The organism is Pedobacter ginsenosidimutans (assembly GCF_001442625.1).
Classification (GTDB): Bacteria; Bacteroidota; Bacteroidia; order Sphingobacteriales; family Sphingobacteriaceae; genus Pedobacter; species Pedobacter ginsenosidimutans.
Genome location: NZ_LMZQ01000009.1, coordinates 168,642 through 184,468 on the forward strand (window position 1 = coordinate 168,642; position 15,827 = coordinate 184,468).

Genomic DNA, 15,827 nt, shown 5'->3' on the forward strand with positions numbered 1-15,827 from the left:
AAACCGTTGATTTCGCAAAAGCAAAGCTCAAGTTTATCTATAAACGGTAAGCCAGGTTTTAATTGAGTAAAAAGCATTAAATAAAATTAATAACTGTCTCTTAATCGCCCATGGTAAAAACCTGGATAAATTTTATCAAGTTATCCGGGTTTTTTGCTTATTGAATCGAGATAATATATTTACTGTAGGCTACTAAATTATATAATTAGGCATATAAAACGTTTAAAAAATGATGAACAAACGAATATCAAAAATACTGTTGTTTAAAACGTTGCTTTTGTGCTGTAGTGTGCTATGCTATTCACAAAAAGCTCCTGAATGGGTTCTTCCTACTATTCCTTTTAATGAGGCGCAAACGGCCAAATTGATGGAAAAAGGAACCGCTGTTATCCAGGGCACCGCCACACTGAAAAAAAAGGGAAAAGATAATTTTGGCGTTAAAGGGAGCCAGATTTTGCTATTCCCGGTAACACCTTATTTTACTGAATTTTTGGAGTTGAAGAAAAAATTCAATAGCCGTAAAAAACAGGCCACTATGAGCGCTGTTGCATTTACTTATCGGGTAGAAGGCAGATTTTTGGATGATAAGGGAACGTTTCAGTTCACCAACCTAAAACCCGGGAAATATTACATTATTAGTTGGATTGCATTTGCCAGGCAAAAAACTGTTGCCGTACAAACCGGAACAAGCACCTCTTATAATGTTTATGGATATGTTTTGGGTTCATCGCCTATTTATGAGGATCAGCATTACGATGTTTTTATTGAAAATGAAGTAGGTGGTTTTTTTGAGGTTAAAGAAGCTGGCGCAGTAGTAAATGTAGTAGTGAGCAATTAAAATGAGAAAAACAATGAAGAAATATATTTATCTGTACTTTATCATTATGGGAATGATGGTATCATTTAATGCCATTGCTCAAACGATAAAAATTCCGGATCCCAATTTTAAGAAGAAATTGATTATTCTGGGTATTGATCTTAATGGGGATGGCGAAATTCAGCTAGCTGAAGCACAAAAAGCAACTAAGCTCAGTTTAGATCAGGCAGGTATTAGCTCGTTGGTGGGTATTAAAAATTTCACGAACCTAAAAGAGCTAAGCTTTTGGAATAACCAGGTACAGGTACTGGATCTGGAAGGAATGAAAAATTTAGAAGAGATCTTTGGCTACAATAACCAGATTCAGCGCGTGAACCTAAAGGGATTGATAAACCTCAGAAATTTATACATCCATCAGAATCAAATAAGTGTAATAGATTTTACAGGACTACAAAAGCTCGAAGATATAAACATGCTACAGAATGCAGTTAATAAAGTGAGCATTTCAAATCTTCCAAAACTTGTGCATATTGAGTTTCAAAAAAACAGGCTAACCGAGTTTAAAGTAACAGGATGCCCTGCGGTAAAGCTGATCAGGTTAGATGAAAATCAATTAGCAAAATTAGATTTTAGCAAGTTTAATGATCTTGAAGAATTGTCTCTGAGAGATAACCCCTTGGTTGAGCTCGATATATATGGCTTAAGAAAACTTAAACAGTTAGACTGTTCTTACACCCGTTTAACAAATGTTAATATGAGTGGAACTGTAAGTTTAGGCAGAATGGAATGGTAAGTTTCTTGAAATTTTCTGCTAACACGTGAAAATAATCTCAATAAAAATTAGACGCAAGATTCTTATTTATGGTTGTCTATTTAAAGCACAAATAAAAAATTATTTAAAATGAACCAAATTAACCTCTATGCTATCATAAATAGATATACGAAGTTATTCGTATATTGTTTGTTTTTTATCCTGCCTTTTTTTTCTGTTTTAGGGTTACAGGCACAAGATAAAGTGAAATTTGTAGGAATTTTAAAAGATAATGCAAATCAAAATATCATCGCATTTGCTACTATAAGGTTAACTAAAAATGATTTATCTAAATCAATTGTATCTAATACCCTTTCTGATTCCACCGGTCATTTCACTATTAGTGCTGATACGGGTTCCTATCTGCTTTCTATAAATTTCTTTGGCTACATTAAATTAGAGCAAACATTGAAAGTTTATAAAGATATGCCTGCAGCGGTTTTCTTAATGAAGCCCTCCAACAATCAATTAGCACAAATTAATGTTACCGCTCAAAAAGCTTTGATTACACAAGATAAAGACAAACTCGTTTATAATCTTGATCAGGATCCGTCTGCCAAAAGTGAAAACCTTACTGAAATTTTCAGGAAAATACCTATGTTAAGTGTAGATGGGGAAGGTAATGTGCAATTAAATGGGCAGGCAAATTATAAAGTATTGCTTAACGGACGTGAAACTGCAATGTTTGCCCAAAGCACCAAAGATGCACTTCGCGGGTTTCCTGGAGCAGTGGTATCAAAAATTGAAGTGATTACTGCACCTTCTGCTAAATATGATGCCGAAGGTATTGGAGGATTGATCAATATCATTACCAAAAAATCTATTTTAGGTTATAATGGGTATTTGAGCGCATACTACTCGAATATAAATTACCAAACAAGTACCAATTTTAGTGCCCGTGCAGGAAAATTTGCGATGACAGGAACCTACTTTCTGAGCGGAAATTATAGCAACAAGTCTCAGGTAACAAGCGAAACAATACCATTGAAACCATCTGTTTATCAAAGAAGGTTTTTAGAAGGTGAGCGCATTACAGACCGTTTTTTAAATAATGGGCTTTTAGAAACAAGTTACAATATTGATAGCTTGCAAACCGTAGTTGCTTATGCAAACATTGGTGGCGGAAACAATAAAAACAGATTTGCACAGGATATTACAACCAGCTTTGAAAATCTGGTTGAGCAAAAAAGTGTTTTCGATCAAAATGTTCGGAATAATTCGCCCTCCTTCGGTATAGGGACTGATTTTGTTAAAAAATTTAAAAATAAGCCTGATAAAGAGTTAAGTTTTAGGCTTAATGGACAATTTAGCAAGATTGAGGGATTAAATAATAGTTTGATGAATACCGCTGGCGCAGCGCTGTTCAGACACAACGAAAGTTATTCAAAAAACAGAGAATATACTGCCCAAACCGATTTTATTCAGCCGTTTACCAAGCTGTTGAAATTAGAAACAGGGGCGAAGTTTATTTTTAGAAATGCACAGGCCAATTATTTAAGCTCGAGTAAAACAGACGAGAACTCATCGTTTGAACCTGACTATAACAATTCTGATGATTTTGCGTACAAACAACGGGTTTATAGTGGCTATGGTTCTTTATCGTTTATACTAAAAAAACTAAATTTCCGTACAGGTATCCGTGTAGAAAATACTGTTGTAGATGGTAATTTCTTTAGTTCAAACACTAGTGTAAGGCAAAATTATACTACCCTAATCCCAGATTTTTCCACTAATACCAAATTGAGTAAAAATTATACCGTTATATTCAGCTACACCAAACGGTTACAACGCCCATACATCAATACGTTAAATCCTTTTATCAACAATAATGATCCTTTAAATATTTCTTATGGTAATCCTAATTTAAGCGCACAGACCATACATACCTTATCATTCCAAAACCGATTGCTAAAAGGCGTTAATTTTATCACCTTTGGTATAAATGCATCATATTCTGGAAATATGATTGTACAGTTTACCACATTCAATGCGATTAATGGGGTAAGTACAACCCAGTATGGTAATGTTGGTAAAAATAGGGAAGTAAGTGCGCTGGTTACACTATCTACTTCTTTAAAAAAGGTTAGCGGGGGTGTAAACGCTACACTTCGTTATAATAAAATTCAAAATACTATAATAGTAACACAACAAGAAGAAGGTTTTAGCTGGCAAGTAGCCGGATATTTCAATTACAAATTATTTAAGTCATTCTCTATTAGTGGTAATGGGGGAATAGACAGGCAAGCTTATAGCCTTATTAATACCTACAATACTTTCCCTTTTTATCAAATCAACTTTGGTTATAAATTTTTTAACGAGAAACTAAGTACAACAGTTAATTTTAACAGGTTTTTAAATAAATGGAGAACGAACAGTGCATTTACAGAAGATGCTAATTTTAATACCATATCAACATTCAGGTCTCCTTATAGGGTAACATATGTTGGTTTTACTTACAACTTCGGAACTTTAAAAGAAAACCTGACCAGGAAAAAGGGAGTAAATAACGATGATTTGATTAATAACTAATATTAAATTAGGTATTTCAGGAAAAATATTAATTTCACAGTTGCTAGCTAAGTTGCAGCTAATTAAAAAAATCATTGTGGTGTATCGACCAGCTATCAATAACAGATTCCTAAAATCAGGGGCCATTCCCACGAATGTGGGAATGGTAAAACGACAGGCTCTAAACTAAGCCTAATATTTTTTCTCCTTCGATACATTAAGCATTGCAACCCGGTTTGGCATTCTCCACTTAAGTTCTGAGATCAGTGTTGCCAAAAATATCATTCCGCCTCCAATCAATAACCTCGATGTAATTTCTTCTCCCAAAATAAAGTGTGCCGCAAAGGCTCCGAAAATGGGTTCGAAAAGATAGATGATAGATACCCTTTCGGCACTAATGTACTTTTGAGAAATATTCGATATGGTGTACATATATGCCGTTGAGAATAGTGCGCAAAAAATAATACCAATCCAAAATGTTTCCTGTTGCGGAATCCAGGTGGCGTTTCCCTGAATAAACGTTAATAGAAAAGTTAATATGGCACAGGTGGCAAACATGGGCACAATGGTAGGGATGATATCGCCCGATGTTGATTCCTTTTCGATCTGGATTAAATATATGGCAAAACAAAAAGCACCGATAATGGTATATAAATCTCCGGTTCCAATACTGAATTTATCAGTAACAGATATTACAAAAAGCCCAATTAGCGCTGTGAATGCCGCAATCCATATTTTTAGTGCTGCAGGTTTTCGATAAATAATAAGTTTAATCACCGGAATCATCACCACTGTTATTCCAGCTACAAATGAACATTGTGATGCCGAGGTATGTGTAATACCCAATGTTTGTAAATAAATGCCGAGTACCAGTGGAATAGCCAAACTGGCACCTGTTTTAATCGCTGTTGAATCGAGTTTCTTTACATGTTTCCAGAAAATAACCGATAAAACCATTGTGGCGAGTAAAAAACGGTAGAACAAAAACAGAACAGGTTGGTGCTGTCCGATAGCAAGCTTGGTAACAGAAAATGAAATTCCCCAGAACGCAGTACCCAGTATCAATAAAATCAAAAAGAGATTTCTTTTTTCCATTAGGATACTTTTAATTCATTATCGTTAACCAATACTTTTTTCATCATCAAATCTGTTTGCTCATCATCTCCAAGCCAAAACTTATGTTTGCCAAAAGGTGTAAAGCCATTTTTTTCGTAAAATCTTAATGCCCTGTAATTTTCTTCCCATACGCCCAGCCATACATAACTGGCTTGCATTTTAAGCGCAACATCAATGGCTTTTTGATAAAGTAGCTGGCCAACTTTTTGACCGTAAAATGCTTTCAAGAGGTAAATCCGCTCAATTTCAAGTGCATCAGGATTTAGTTTTTCGGTTTGCGCTTGTCCAATGTTGATCTTTAAATAGCCAATAACTTTTCCATTAAGCAGCGCAAAATAAAACTGAGAATCCTGATTACTTAGTTCCGCTTTCAGTTTTTCTTCCGAAAAGCCTTTTTCGAGGTACTCTTTCATGTTTTTCTCCGTGTTTACCGCTGCAAAAGCTTCAGAAAATGTTGTTCTCCCAATCTCCTGTAATTTTTTGATATCAGCTAGTGTTACCCTTTCGATTATGATCTGCTCCATGGTACGAATGTAACAACTCTTTAAATGTAATTAAATGCTATTTTTTCATTTATTAATGCGTATTTTGCATTAATGGATCTTCAGCGAATCAAGTATTTTTTGGCCCTGGCAGAACAGCTTCATTATTGGAAAACTGCAGAAAAGGTAAATATCACACAGTCAGCCCTCACACGCCAGATTCAGTCGCTCGAAAATGAATTGGGGCTGCAGCTTTTCGAGCGCAATAAACGTAATGTGAAGCTCACCCCAGCAGGTAAATTCTTAAGAGAGAAGTGGGAAGTCGAATTAAATGAACTCGAATATATCCATCAGTTTGCCAAACAGATCCATTTAGGCGAGCGTGGAACCATTACCATTGCACATCCTGATTCCATATCGGCTTCTATCATGCCCGATATTTTGGCTAAGATTACGCAGGCATTTCCACAGCTTCAAATTAAGTTAGTACAGGTTTTATATGAAAATCAACTGGATTTTCTAAAAAACTATAAGATTGACCTGGCCATTACGAGGGATATTACGAGTGAGCAGGGTATTAAATCAAAAAAAATATACTCCGATCACCTGGCTCTGGTGGTTCCGTTAGCACATTCTTTTAAAAGAATTGAAGATTTATCAACGGAAAGCCTTAAAGTGCAGAAGTTTATTCTGCCTACCAAGGATGAGGGTAGTAGCTATAGCGAGATTATTCAGGCACTTTTCAAATCTTACGATTTTGTTCCTGATGTATTTCTACATTCCGAATTTGGATCTACGATTATTGCACTCGTACGGAAAGGACTGGGAATAGCCATTTTGCCAGATTCTTATATGCACCACCAAAGTCCCGATCTACGGTTTATCTCTTTACCTTTTAAAACCGATATATTGATTAATTGGCGTGCCGATGACCATAATCCTGTGCTTGCGAATATTCTAAAACTTGTTTTTGATCATTAGAGATAATACCAATGGTGCTGAGCTTTTATAGTTAACATATTATTCTTCCAACAAGACCATCTCCATTTTACGGGCACCTATGCTTATTTCCTGTTTATAAAGCTGTCTGGTTATTTGATCGATCTGATAAATGCTTTTTGCACCCGTACCACCAATATCATCAGTTAACTCCACGATCCATACTTTTCTTTCCCCTGATTTAGCGGTAAGATATCTCCCTTCTTTTACACCGAGTAGGTGCACCTTCACAATCCCACCCGTCGTTTTAGGACTGTAATCATAAATATTAATGTCGGCTTTATAATCTGTTTTTAAAGGCAGCCAATTGATTAGCATGGGGTAAAAATTACTGTCGAAATAGTTTGATTGTAACTTTTGGTTTATTTCGGTGGTTTTTTGAGTTACTTTATCCCGATAAAAGCCGTTAATTTCCTTATCAAAACGGATAACCATATCACGCTGTGCATTGTAGCTGGAGTGGTAGATCGGCGAAAGATCTGATTTACGTACAATTGTAGAATCTATCCATGAGGAGGCTTGTCCTTTTAGTTTTACTTCTGTAATTACTTGTACCTTATTATCCAACGCCATAACTTTAGTATTTACAATGCCTATTATAATCCTGGTCGTATCTTTAAGCATTGACCAGTTCATTCGGTAAGTTTGATTTTTAATCCACTTTTTATCTACCAGGTTTTTTTTGGGAATGATAATTTCCTGGCCATAACTAAATAGTGGAATTGCACAGAGGAGAAGTAAACGGATGATTTTTTTTATTACAGCTTGGTTAAGCGATTTTATTGTGCTGATATTTAGGTGCATTGGTTAAGCTTAAGGTGTATTTAAATATATAAAAGGTATAGATAAAATAGCCAGGTTACTGTTATAACCTGAATATTTTAATGAACACGCTAATAGTCGATATACTTTTAACCATAAATTGAGCGGCTGAGGGGCTTTCAATTTCGTTTTTACTGTTTTGTACCTCTGAAATTAAATGTAATGTCGCCCGATGCGGTTGGCAGGGTAACAATAACGATATTCTTTGCCGCGTGGTCGTATACCAATGTTCCTTCCGGAGCCCCAATCGCCTCGGCATCATTTGAACCCTGTATTGCTTTTATAGTGAAAATTTTTGATGTTACATTGGAATAAGGCTCACCAGGTTTTGCTGTAACCTTTACTTTGTTGCCATTCTCTTTTGTGACCTGGATAATTGCATTAAAATATTCGGTTGAAGTGATATCCACTGTCCCTTTATAGGTGCCTACAACTCTAGTTGCGGCAGCTTCATCCGAATTATTTGACGGAACATCTTTATCTTTACCCTTGCAGGAAAATACGAGGGTTAATACTAATGTAAAGAACAATAATGATAAATTTTTACTAACTGATTTCATAGATTGATTTTTTAATATTTCTGTTTTAAACTGCTCAAAATTATCATGTATGTTTTTCTAAGCATGTGCAGAAATGCTCAATTATAGCATTCACCTGGTAGGAATTGCCAGAATGATACAAACGATTTTTAAATTGCCGGTAAAAAATAATTGCGCTGTTTAATATCATCCATACAAAATAAAATGAGAGAATTTGTTGAGCTTTCGGTGAAAACCATTACCATTAACAGAAATGAATTTTTAAGCATAAAAGGAAGTATCGATACAAATGTGTATTATATCGAAAGTGGCAGTTTACGATTATTTGTTTTGGATAATGATGAAGAGCAAGTGATCAGATTTGGTTACCAGGGTAATTTAATTGTTTTGATGGATTCTTTTTTAACCGGTAAACCCTCAAATTATTTTATTCAGGCCATTAAAAAAACAGTAATAAGGGTTATACCAAGGCAGCAGGTTGATCATTTTTTAGAAACTGAAAAGAATCAGCTCTTTTGGATGAAAATTTTAGAAAACCTTGTTGTACAACAGCTTGAACGTGAAATTGATATTTTAACCAGTTCCCCAATGGAACGGTACAACCGGGTTTTGAGCAGGAGCCCACAACTCTTTCAGCAGATTCCGCTTAAACACATTGCAAATTATTTAAGAATGAGCGCCGAAACCTTATCGCGTTTAAAAAAACCTTGACTTCAATCAAGATTTAATTATAAAAAAGCAAACACCTTTGCCTCATTACCAATAAAAAATATTGATTATGAATGCACAAAAAATTATTAAAACCTGTAGCCAGGTTTACATCGGTTTTTCTATCCTGAGTTTAGCTTATGTTAGTATCTCATCCATTTGGAATCCGCAGGCAACGATGGATTTAGTGTCAACCCAATTGCCCAATACAGATGCTATAAGTTCTATCAGGGGGATATATGGAGGGGTTGGTTTGCTGATTACCTTTTTGCTGATTTACCTTTTGTTGAATAATATCAGGAAGGCGCTTTTTTTTCTTTTGCTTTTTTGGGCTGTCTATTCTATTTCCAGGTTGATCACCATTTGGGTTGATGGACCTTTGGGTAGTTTCGGTTCTCAATGGTTAATCATTGAATCAACTTTTAGTATTTTAGGTTTCGTATTGCTGCTTTTGTATGCCAGAATCAAGAAAGAAACAAATGTTTCACAGCAGTAACTTGCTCAAAAATGATCGTTTTAATGCAACAGTTATTATCTTGTGTTAATCTTAATCGAAAAAATATTATCAGCAGATGTATTTAACTTCACTACCAGATCATTCCAATCCTGATTTTGATCAGGATCTTCATTTTAGACGGTTTAAAGTGCAAAATGTTGTTTTTAATACCGTTAGCAGTTATAGTTTTTGTGATGATCATGTGGGTTGCCTTTCTTTCAAAACGATATTAAAAGGAGAGGAGTGGTATGGTATTAATAAACGTAAGCTGGCCATTCGGCCTGGACAGTTCCTGATCCTCAACGATGAACAAAATTATTCCTGTAAAATTGATACCATGGATAAGGTAAGGGGATTATCGGTTTTTTTTCAGAAAGATTTTGCCGCACAGGTATTCCAGGATACTTTAAAAAGTGAAGTGGGATTATTGGATAATCCATTTTATAGGAATAATGAACAACCGGAGTTTTTTCAAACATTGAATGATATCGATCCTGAATTACAGTTGCAACTGGCAACGCTTATTTCAGGTCTCGAAAATAATGATTATGACGATGGTGCTGAAGAACAGCTGTTTTTTTTACTTAGATACCTGATCAGGACACTTAAATCCGACACCGAAAAAATTGCAGGTGTATCGGCCATAAAGCCAAGCTCAAAAATCGAAATTTACAGGCGTCTGTGTATTGCGAAGGATTTTCTTCATTCAACTTTTATGGAGAAGCCCGATTTAAAATTATTGGGTAGTATTGCTTGTTTATCAGTTCCTCAGCTCATCAGGCAGTTTAAATCTGTATTTAAGGTTACGCCACATCAATACCTGATTCAGATAAAACTTAAACAGGCTGTTGATTTGCTTAAAAATACAGATAAACCCATTCATGAAATAACCTGGTCCTGTGGATTCGAAAACGTGAGTGCTTTTTGCAGGGCCTTTAAATCAGCTTATGGTTTTCAACCTTTGATGTTCAGAAAAACACAGGCATAAATAGCGCATTTTTGCACATGTTAATTGTTAAATCGGGCTTAATTTTAAACAATTAAACCCAACTCCCTTGAAACGAGCCTTTATTTTTTTCTTTTATATTTTATCCTCCTCATTTTGCTGTGCCCAGGATCTTACTATCCCACTTTATCAAGGGCAGGTACCAAATGCAAAGAAAACCCCTGCCGATTACATTGAAGAAACCGACAGCAATGGCCTGACTAAAAATGTAAGTATCCCTACCATGCAGGCCTATTTTCCGGATAAGAATAAAGCCAACGGAACTGCAGTAATCATTTTTCCCGGTGGTGGTTATTTTGTTCTTGCCCCAAAAAAATGCATTGAAATTGCTAAGGCATTCAGCGCGCTGGGGGTTGCTGCCTTTGTTGTGAAGTATCGTTTGCCCAGCGATAGAATTATGAACGACAAAATGATCGGTCCATTGCAGGATGCACAGACCGCTATTAAAATGGTACGCAGAAGAGCAGGCGAATGGGATATAAAAGCAGATAAGATAGGGATGATGGGGCTATCGGCAGGGGGGCATTTAGTCTCAACAGCAGGCACGCAGTTAAACAGGGTAGTAATAGATAATAGAGAGCATATATCGCTCAGACCCGATTTTATGATTTTACTTTATCCCGTTATCATTTATGATCCGGATATACCGCGCACCAGAGAAAATTTATTAGGGAAAAAACCTACAGCAAAAGCGTTAAGTTTATATAGTACTAATAAGTGTGTTAGTGATATTACACCGCCAACATTTTTGGTTCATGCGGCTGATGATGATGTAATCCCGGTGAAAAATAGTCTGCAGTTTTTCGATGCACTACTCAAAGCCAAGGTTAAAGCTGAACTACATATTCTTCAAACAGGAGGGCATGGTTTTGGTATTTATGATGTTGAAAATAAAGATGGCTGGTTTATAAGTTGCTACGAATGGATGAAAAAAAACGGTTTTGGATGTGCTGAAAGATAAAAACCTGGTTTGAAAATTTGTTAGCTTCCATTGCTCAAAATCAGTTGTTTTTAGATTTATGGTAAGGCCATTTTTAATCAAAAAAAAACTTTTATAGCAGTATATAATTTACAATTTTTAAGCAAAAAAAGCATTCAGTTTAAATAACTTTGTTTTTCAATGAAAAAAATCGGGAAATCGATTTAGCTTATTTTAAACCAAATAACTTAAAATGCTTTTAATTATCCTTAACATTATTTTTTGCATCTCGTTTTTAGGCTTTGCCTATGTAAATTTAAATGATAACGATGCTTTTCTTTGGGTGTCTATCTATTTAAGTGCCGCAATATGCTGCGGATTGGCTGCGGCGGGTAAATTTTATCCTTTCGCTTATCTGTTTTTAACTGCTTTCTATTTAATTTATGCTGCTATCCTGTTCTTCGCAAAAGATGGTGTGCGGGATTGGATTACCAAATACAGACGCGAGAGCCTCGTGCAGAGCATGCAGGCCACAAAACCTTATATCGAACAAACGCGGGAATTTTTTGGCCTGTTGATTATTGCGGGGGCTTTGTTGATCAATTATTTTGTTTCGGCAGGTATTACCAGCTAATAGATTTAGATACTTTATGAAAGGTGATGATACGATGGCTATCCAAAAAGCTTTATCAGCTATTATAAAAAGCAATGTAGTTGCAGATGGCCAAAATTGGTTGGAAAGTATAACACAATCAGCTGATCTAAGCAATAAAATCAGTCAGGCATTTGTGATGGTGCCGCGCAAAACCGGGAAATCGCTTATTCAACTTAACGATGACCAAAAGGTTTTAATAAAAGAGGCTGGGATCAGTTATATTAGTAACTGGACCATCGATAGGCTTTGTCGCGTTTGGTTGCTGAGCACTTTAAATTCGATAGACCAGGAGAAACGCTACGCAACCGTCGATCGGTTATTCCTGTCGGCAGAAATGAATGAGGCGGTGGCTTTGTATTCGGCCTTGCCGTTTTTAGCTCATCCTGAAATTTGGGTAAAACGGTGTGCTGAAGGGATCAGGAGCAATATCGGCTCCGTTTTGGAAGCGATAATGGAAAACAATCCTTATCCTTCAGAAAATTTGGATGAAGCTGCCTGGAACCAATTGGTGCTGAAAGCGTTTTTTACCGAAAAAAATATTAAGTTCATCGTTGGTTTAGATAAACGTGCCAATCTGGAACTTGCACTAACTTTGATAGATTATGCAAAAGAACGTTGGGCTGCCAAACGAAAGGTAAGCCCACAGCTTTGGCGCCTGGTTGGCAAATTTATCAATGCTGAAATTTTTGAGACCCTTAAAGTCGGTTTACAGCATTACGACCAGATTGAACAACGCGCCATTGCACTTGCTGTCGCACAGTCTGATTATCAGCCGGCAAAGGATTATATTAACACTTTTCCTGAACTTAAGTTGGCCCTCTCGGAAGGAAACTTAAACTGGGATTCATTTTAACCATTAGAAATTCAAAACAGAAATATATGTGTTGCAGTAGTTCAATTGAAAGAGATAAAGCATTGATGGGGGAGCCTGAAGCGTTCGATATCAGTGCGGTAAAGGGAATGAAATTCTTCGACCCACATGTTCACATGACTTCGAGAACAACAGACGACTACCAGGCGATGGCCGATGCAGGCGTTGTTGCTTTGATAGAACCCGCATTTTGGTTGGGGCAGCCACGTACCGGATTAGATAGCTTTAGAGATTATTACAGTAGCTTAATCGGTTGGGAGCGCTTCCGCTCTTCTCAATTTGGCATTAAACATTATTGCACCATTGGTCTTAACTCAAGAGAAGCCAATAATGAAAGCCTGGCAGAACAGGTAATGGAAATATTGCCATTGTTTATCTATAAAGAAGGTGTAGTTGGCGTAGGCGAGATCGGCTTCGACGATCAGACTGCAGCTGAAGAAAAGTATTACAGATTACAACTTCAGCTTGCTAAAGAAGCAGGTTTACCTGTTCAGGTGCATACACCACACCGCGATAAGAAAAAAGGTACACAACGCAGTATGGATATTGCTTTGGAGCATGGCCTTGATCCTTATGGCGTAATTATCGATCATAATAACGAAGAAACGGTAAAAGAGGTTTTAGATAGAGGCTTTTGGGCTGCTTTTACCATTTATCCGTTTACTAAAATGGGTAACGAGCGAATGGTAGAAATTGTAAAGCAGTATGGCGCAGAACGTATTATGGTAAATTCTGCTGCCGATTGGGGCATCAGCGATCCTTTGGCGGTACCAAAAACCGCTGCTTTAATGAAAATGCGTGGTTTAAGTGATGAGGATATTGAGCTGGTTACTTACCGCAATGCAATTACCGCATTTGCACAGAGTGGGCAGCTAGATGAAGCCGATTTCAATGCGCAAAAAAATGTAGACCTTACCGAGAAATTTGAAGGTAATACCATTTTGCGTGGCGGACAACAGCCAAGAGCAGATAAATCGTCGATCATCATTAGCTAAAGTATTGAAAAAAATAACTGTCTATCTGCGCATGATGCGCCCTGCCAATATTGTTACGTCTGTAGCCGATATTCTGGCAGGAATTGCCATTTCTGGTGTCCTAAGTAGTGGGGTGTCTATTCCATGGTTATCTATTGCGTTTTTGGCCGCATCAACAGCTTGTTTGTATGGAGGGGGGATCGTTTTTAACGATGTTTTTGATGCCGATCTGGATAAAATAGAACGTCCGGAAAGAGCCATACCCAGTGGGCTGATCAGCTTAAAAAATGCAACCATTTTGGGAAGTTTATTACTCTTTGCCGGAATTGCTTTAGCTGCATTAAATAGTTTAACTTCGGGCTTCCTGGCACTTTTGGTAGCCGTTTTCGCCTTGCTTTATAATAAATTTGGCAAGCACCATCCTTTTTTCGGACCCTTGAATATGGGCTTATGCCGTGGTTTTAACTTACTATTGGGTTTGAGTATTGTGCCAGAAATGCTTCAAAGCCATTATTATTTAGCGGTTATTCCGGTAATTTATATTTTCTCCATCACCATGACCAGCCGTGGCGAAGTTCACGGAGGCCATACTAAAAATTTATATTTGGCCGCCTTTCTGTATGCAATTGTGATCTGTGCTATTGCTTATTTTGCTTTTGTAAACGATAGGTTGCTGTGGTCGCTGCTGTTTCTGCTTCCATTTACCTTTATGATTTTCAGGCCACTTTTAAAAGCAATAAAGGAGCCTATCGGTAAAAATATCGGCGGGGCGGTAAAAGCTGGCGTAATTTCACTTATTTTGATGGATGCAGCCTGGGCCGTAACTTTCGATGCCCTGATTTTGGCTTTTATCATTGCAGCTTTATTGCCGTTATCCATGTGGCTGTCTAAATTATTCGCCGTTACTTAAACCATCAAACACACATTCTCAAATTGATATGGAACATTTACATCAATCCTTTACGGTACAATATAATTACAATGTTTTCTTTACTTCATCGCTTTTTTTGCCTGAAAACGAACTTTTGAACAGTTTTTTAGTTAACCTGAATCCAGCTGTTGCAGTAAAGAAAATCTTGTTTGTAATTGATGAAGGTGTAGCAAATGCACACAAAGAACTTAATAACCAGATTAAAACATATTTTGCAAAATATTCTCAAACGCAGTTGGTTCAGGATATCCTGATCATCCCGGGGGGAGAACAGGTTAAAAACGACACTAGCTATTTTGATCAGGTGTTAGAAGCCATCAATATTCATGGGATCGACAGGCATTCGTTTGTTGCTGCCATTGGTGGTGGCGCTGTACTCGATATGGTGGGCTATGCGGCTACGGTTGCGCACCGAGGTATCAAACACATCAGGATTCCAAGTACCGTGCTTTCGCAGAACGATTCGGGTGTTGGCGTAAAAAATGGGATTAATTATTTTAATAAAAAGAACTTTTTAGGCACTTTTTCGCCCCCGGTTGCTGTTTTTAACGATGAAATATTTTTAAGCACTTTATCCGATCGCGATTGGCGCTCAGGCATTGCCGAAGCAATTAAAGTGGCATTGATTAAAGACCGTGAGTTTTTTGAGTGGCTGGAAGCGAATGCCACAGCGCTTGCACAGCGGGATATAACCGCCATGAACTACCAGATCTGGAAATGTGCAAAACTCCATATGGAGCATATCCGCAGTGCCGATCCTTTTGAAAGTGGTTCGGCCCGACCGTTGGATTTTGGCCATTGGAGCGCACATAAACTGGAATACCTGACTAATTTTGAAGTGCGGCATGGTGAAGCTGTTGCCATGGGCATAGCCTTAGATGCCGTATATTCCAATTTATCGGGCAGGATCAGTGCCGAAGATGCGCAAAGGGTAATCAGCCTGATCCAGCAACTTGGTTTCGAATTAACGCATCCTTTGTTACAGGTTATCGAAGGCAATAGCCCAATTTTGCATGGGCTTGAAGAATTTAGGGAGCATCTTGGCGGGGAGCTGACCATCACCTTACTTACAGGCCTGGGTAGTGGAGAGGAAGTTCACGAAATTGATGCCGACATTTTAAAACAAGCTGCCGAAATCTTAAATAACCAAACTGCTATTATTCAACATTAAGC

General features: G+C 37.2%; 17 protein-coding genes. 13 read left to right on the top strand and 4 right to left on the bottom strand.

From position 1 onward, the window contains the following. Window positions 1-229: 229 nt before the first annotated feature. The 3 genes from ASU31_RS14200 (at window position 230) to ASU31_RS14210 (ending at window position 4,157) form a co-directional block, all read left to right on the top strand. Window positions 230-838 carry a hypothetical protein gene (locus ASU31_RS14200; protein ID WP_157258018.1) on the top strand — a complete coding sequence of 203 codons (609 nt, stop codon included), beginning with the start codon at window positions 230-232 and terminating at the stop codon, window positions 836-838. Between the two features lie 13 nt (window positions 839-851). After that, window positions 852-1,610, top strand: coding sequence for a leucine-rich repeat domain-containing protein (locus ASU31_RS14205; protein WP_157258019.1), 759 nt, complete (start codon window positions 852-854; stop codon window positions 1,608-1,610). Window positions 1,611-1,718: 108 nt separating this feature from the next. After that, window positions 1,719-4,157, top strand: coding sequence for a TonB-dependent receptor (locus ASU31_RS14210; protein WP_057932952.1), 2,439 nt, complete (start codon window positions 1,719-1,721; stop codon window positions 4,155-4,157). A 171-nt stretch (window positions 4,158-4,328) separates the two neighbouring features. On the opposite strand, the gene ASU31_RS14215 is transcribed toward ASU31_RS14210, so the two are convergent. Together ASU31_RS14215 and ASU31_RS14220 are read right to left on the bottom strand one after the other, a co-directional pair. Further along, complete coding sequence (locus ASU31_RS14215; RefSeq protein ID WP_057932953.1) at window positions 4,329-5,231, bottom strand: DMT family transporter; 903 nt, start codon at window positions 5,229-5,231, stop codon at window positions 4,329-4,331. Further along, complete coding sequence (locus ASU31_RS14220; protein ID WP_057932954.1) at window positions 5,231-5,776, bottom strand: GNAT family N-acetyltransferase; 546 nt, start codon at window positions 5,774-5,776, stop codon at window positions 5,231-5,233. Before ASU31_RS14220 ends, ASU31_RS14215 begins: the two co-directional genes overlap by 1 nt. Window positions 5,777-5,848: 72 nt before the next feature. Here ASU31_RS14220 and ASU31_RS14225 point away from each other — a divergent pair, with 72 nt between their 5' ends. Continuing rightward, window positions 5,849-6,715, top strand: coding sequence for a LysR family transcriptional regulator (locus ASU31_RS14225; protein ID WP_057932955.1), 867 nt, complete (start codon window positions 5,849-5,851; stop codon window positions 6,713-6,715). A gap of 39 nt (window positions 6,716-6,754) precedes the next feature. On the opposite strand, the gene ASU31_RS14230 is transcribed toward ASU31_RS14225, so the two are convergent. Both ASU31_RS14230 and ASU31_RS14235 read right to left on the bottom strand, forming a co-directional pair. Further along, complete coding sequence (locus ASU31_RS14230) at window positions 6,755-7,537, bottom strand: DUF3108 domain-containing protein (RefSeq protein WP_057932956.1); 783 nt, start codon at window positions 7,535-7,537, stop codon at window positions 6,755-6,757. Window positions 7,538-7,686: 149 nt separating this feature from the next. Then, window positions 7,687-8,115, bottom strand: coding sequence for a hypothetical protein (locus ASU31_RS14235; RefSeq protein WP_057932957.1), 429 nt, complete (start codon window positions 8,113-8,115; stop codon window positions 7,687-7,689). A 183-nt stretch (window positions 8,116-8,298) separates the two neighbouring features. Between ASU31_RS14235 and ASU31_RS14240 the strand changes: the two genes are divergently transcribed. The 9 genes from ASU31_RS14240 (at window position 8,299) to ASU31_RS14280 (ending at window position 15,825) form a co-directional block, all read left to right on the top strand. Then, a complete protein-coding gene (locus ASU31_RS14240; protein ID WP_057932958.1) occupies window positions 8,299-8,805 on the top strand; it encodes a Crp/Fnr family transcriptional regulator in 507 nt (168 codons plus the stop codon). Window positions 8,806-8,872: 67 nt separating this feature from the next. Then, a complete protein-coding gene (locus tag ASU31_RS14245; protein WP_057932959.1) occupies window positions 8,873-9,298 on the top strand; it encodes a DUF4345 domain-containing protein in 426 nt (141 codons plus the stop codon). 76 nt (window positions 9,299-9,374) lie between these two features. Further along, on the top strand, window positions 9,375-10,286 hold the full coding sequence (locus tag ASU31_RS14250; protein WP_057932960.1) for an AraC family transcriptional regulator: 912 nt from the start codon (window positions 9,375-9,377) through the stop codon (window positions 10,284-10,286). A 67-nt stretch (window positions 10,287-10,353) separates the two neighbouring features. Further along, window positions 10,354-11,265, top strand: a complete 912-nt coding sequence (locus ASU31_RS14255; protein ID WP_057932961.1) for an alpha/beta hydrolase — start codon at window positions 10,354-10,356, stop codon at window positions 11,263-11,265. Window positions 11,266-11,476: 211 nt separating this feature from the next. Beyond that, window positions 11,477-11,857, top strand: coding sequence for a transmembrane 220 family protein (locus ASU31_RS14260; protein WP_057932962.1), 381 nt, complete (start codon window positions 11,477-11,479; stop codon window positions 11,855-11,857). Window positions 11,858-11,873: 16 nt separating this feature from the next. Further along, window positions 11,874-12,731 carry an EboA domain-containing protein gene (locus ASU31_RS14265; RefSeq protein WP_057932963.1) on the top strand — a complete coding sequence of 286 codons (858 nt, stop codon included), beginning with the start codon at window positions 11,874-11,876 and terminating at the stop codon, window positions 12,729-12,731. A 26-nt stretch (window positions 12,732-12,757) separates the two neighbouring features. Next, on the top strand, window positions 12,758-13,744 hold the full coding sequence (locus ASU31_RS14270) for a TatD family hydrolase (protein ID WP_057932964.1): 987 nt from the start codon (window positions 12,758-12,760) through the stop codon (window positions 13,742-13,744). Window positions 13,745-13,748: 4 nt separating this feature from the next. Continuing rightward, entirely contained in the window at window positions 13,749-14,633 is an 885-nt protein-coding gene (gene eboC / locus ASU31_RS14275; RefSeq protein ID WP_245224540.1) for a UbiA-like protein EboC, read from the top strand. 28 nt (window positions 14,634-14,661) lie between these two features. Beyond that, a complete protein-coding gene (locus tag ASU31_RS14280) occupies window positions 14,662-15,825 on the top strand; it encodes a 3-dehydroquinate synthase (protein ID WP_057932965.1) in 1,164 nt (387 codons plus the stop codon). Window positions 15,826-15,827 lie beyond the last annotated feature (2 nt).

Coding starts and splice junctions, on each gene's coding strand:
- ASU31_RS14200 (WP_157258018.1), top strand. CDS start 230: ATGATGAACAAACGAATATCAAAAATACTGTTGTTTAAAACGTTGCTT.
- ASU31_RS14205 (WP_157258019.1), top strand. CDS start 852: ATGAAGAAATATATTTATCTGTACTTTATCATTATGGGAATGATGGTA.
- ASU31_RS14210 (WP_057932952.1), top strand. CDS start 1,719: ATGAACCAAATTAACCTCTATGCTATCATAAATAGATATACGAAGTTA.
- ASU31_RS14215 (WP_057932953.1), bottom strand. CDS start 5,231: ATGGAAAAAAGAAATCTCTTTTTGATTTTATTGATACTGGGTACTGCG.
- ASU31_RS14220 (WP_057932954.1), bottom strand. CDS start 5,776: ATGGAGCAGATCATAATCGAAAGGGTAACACTAGCTGATATCAAAAAA.
- ASU31_RS14225 (WP_057932955.1), top strand. CDS start 5,849: ATGGATCTTCAGCGAATCAAGTATTTTTTGGCCCTGGCAGAACAGCTT.
- ASU31_RS14230 (WP_057932956.1), bottom strand. CDS start 7,537: ATGCACCTAAATATCAGCACAATAAAATCGCTTAACCAAGCTGTAATA.
- ASU31_RS14235 (WP_057932957.1), bottom strand. CDS start 8,115: ATGAAATCAGTTAGTAAAAATTTATCATTATTGTTCTTTACATTAGTA.
- ASU31_RS14240 (WP_057932958.1), top strand. CDS start 8,299: ATGAGAGAATTTGTTGAGCTTTCGGTGAAAACCATTACCATTAACAGA.
- ASU31_RS14245 (WP_057932959.1), top strand. CDS start 8,873: ATGAATGCACAAAAAATTATTAAAACCTGTAGCCAGGTTTACATCGGT.
- ASU31_RS14250 (WP_057932960.1), top strand. CDS start 9,375: ATGTATTTAACTTCACTACCAGATCATTCCAATCCTGATTTTGATCAG.
- ASU31_RS14260 (WP_057932962.1), top strand. CDS start 11,477: ATGCTTTTAATTATCCTTAACATTATTTTTTGCATCTCGTTTTTAGGC.
- ASU31_RS14265 (WP_057932963.1), top strand. CDS start 11,874: ATGAAAGGTGATGATACGATGGCTATCCAAAAAGCTTTATCAGCTATT.
- ASU31_RS14270 (WP_057932964.1), top strand. CDS start 12,758: ATGTGTTGCAGTAGTTCAATTGAAAGAGATAAAGCATTGATGGGGGAG.
- ASU31_RS14280 (WP_057932965.1), top strand. CDS start 14,662: ATGGAACATTTACATCAATCCTTTACGGTACAATATAATTACAATGTT.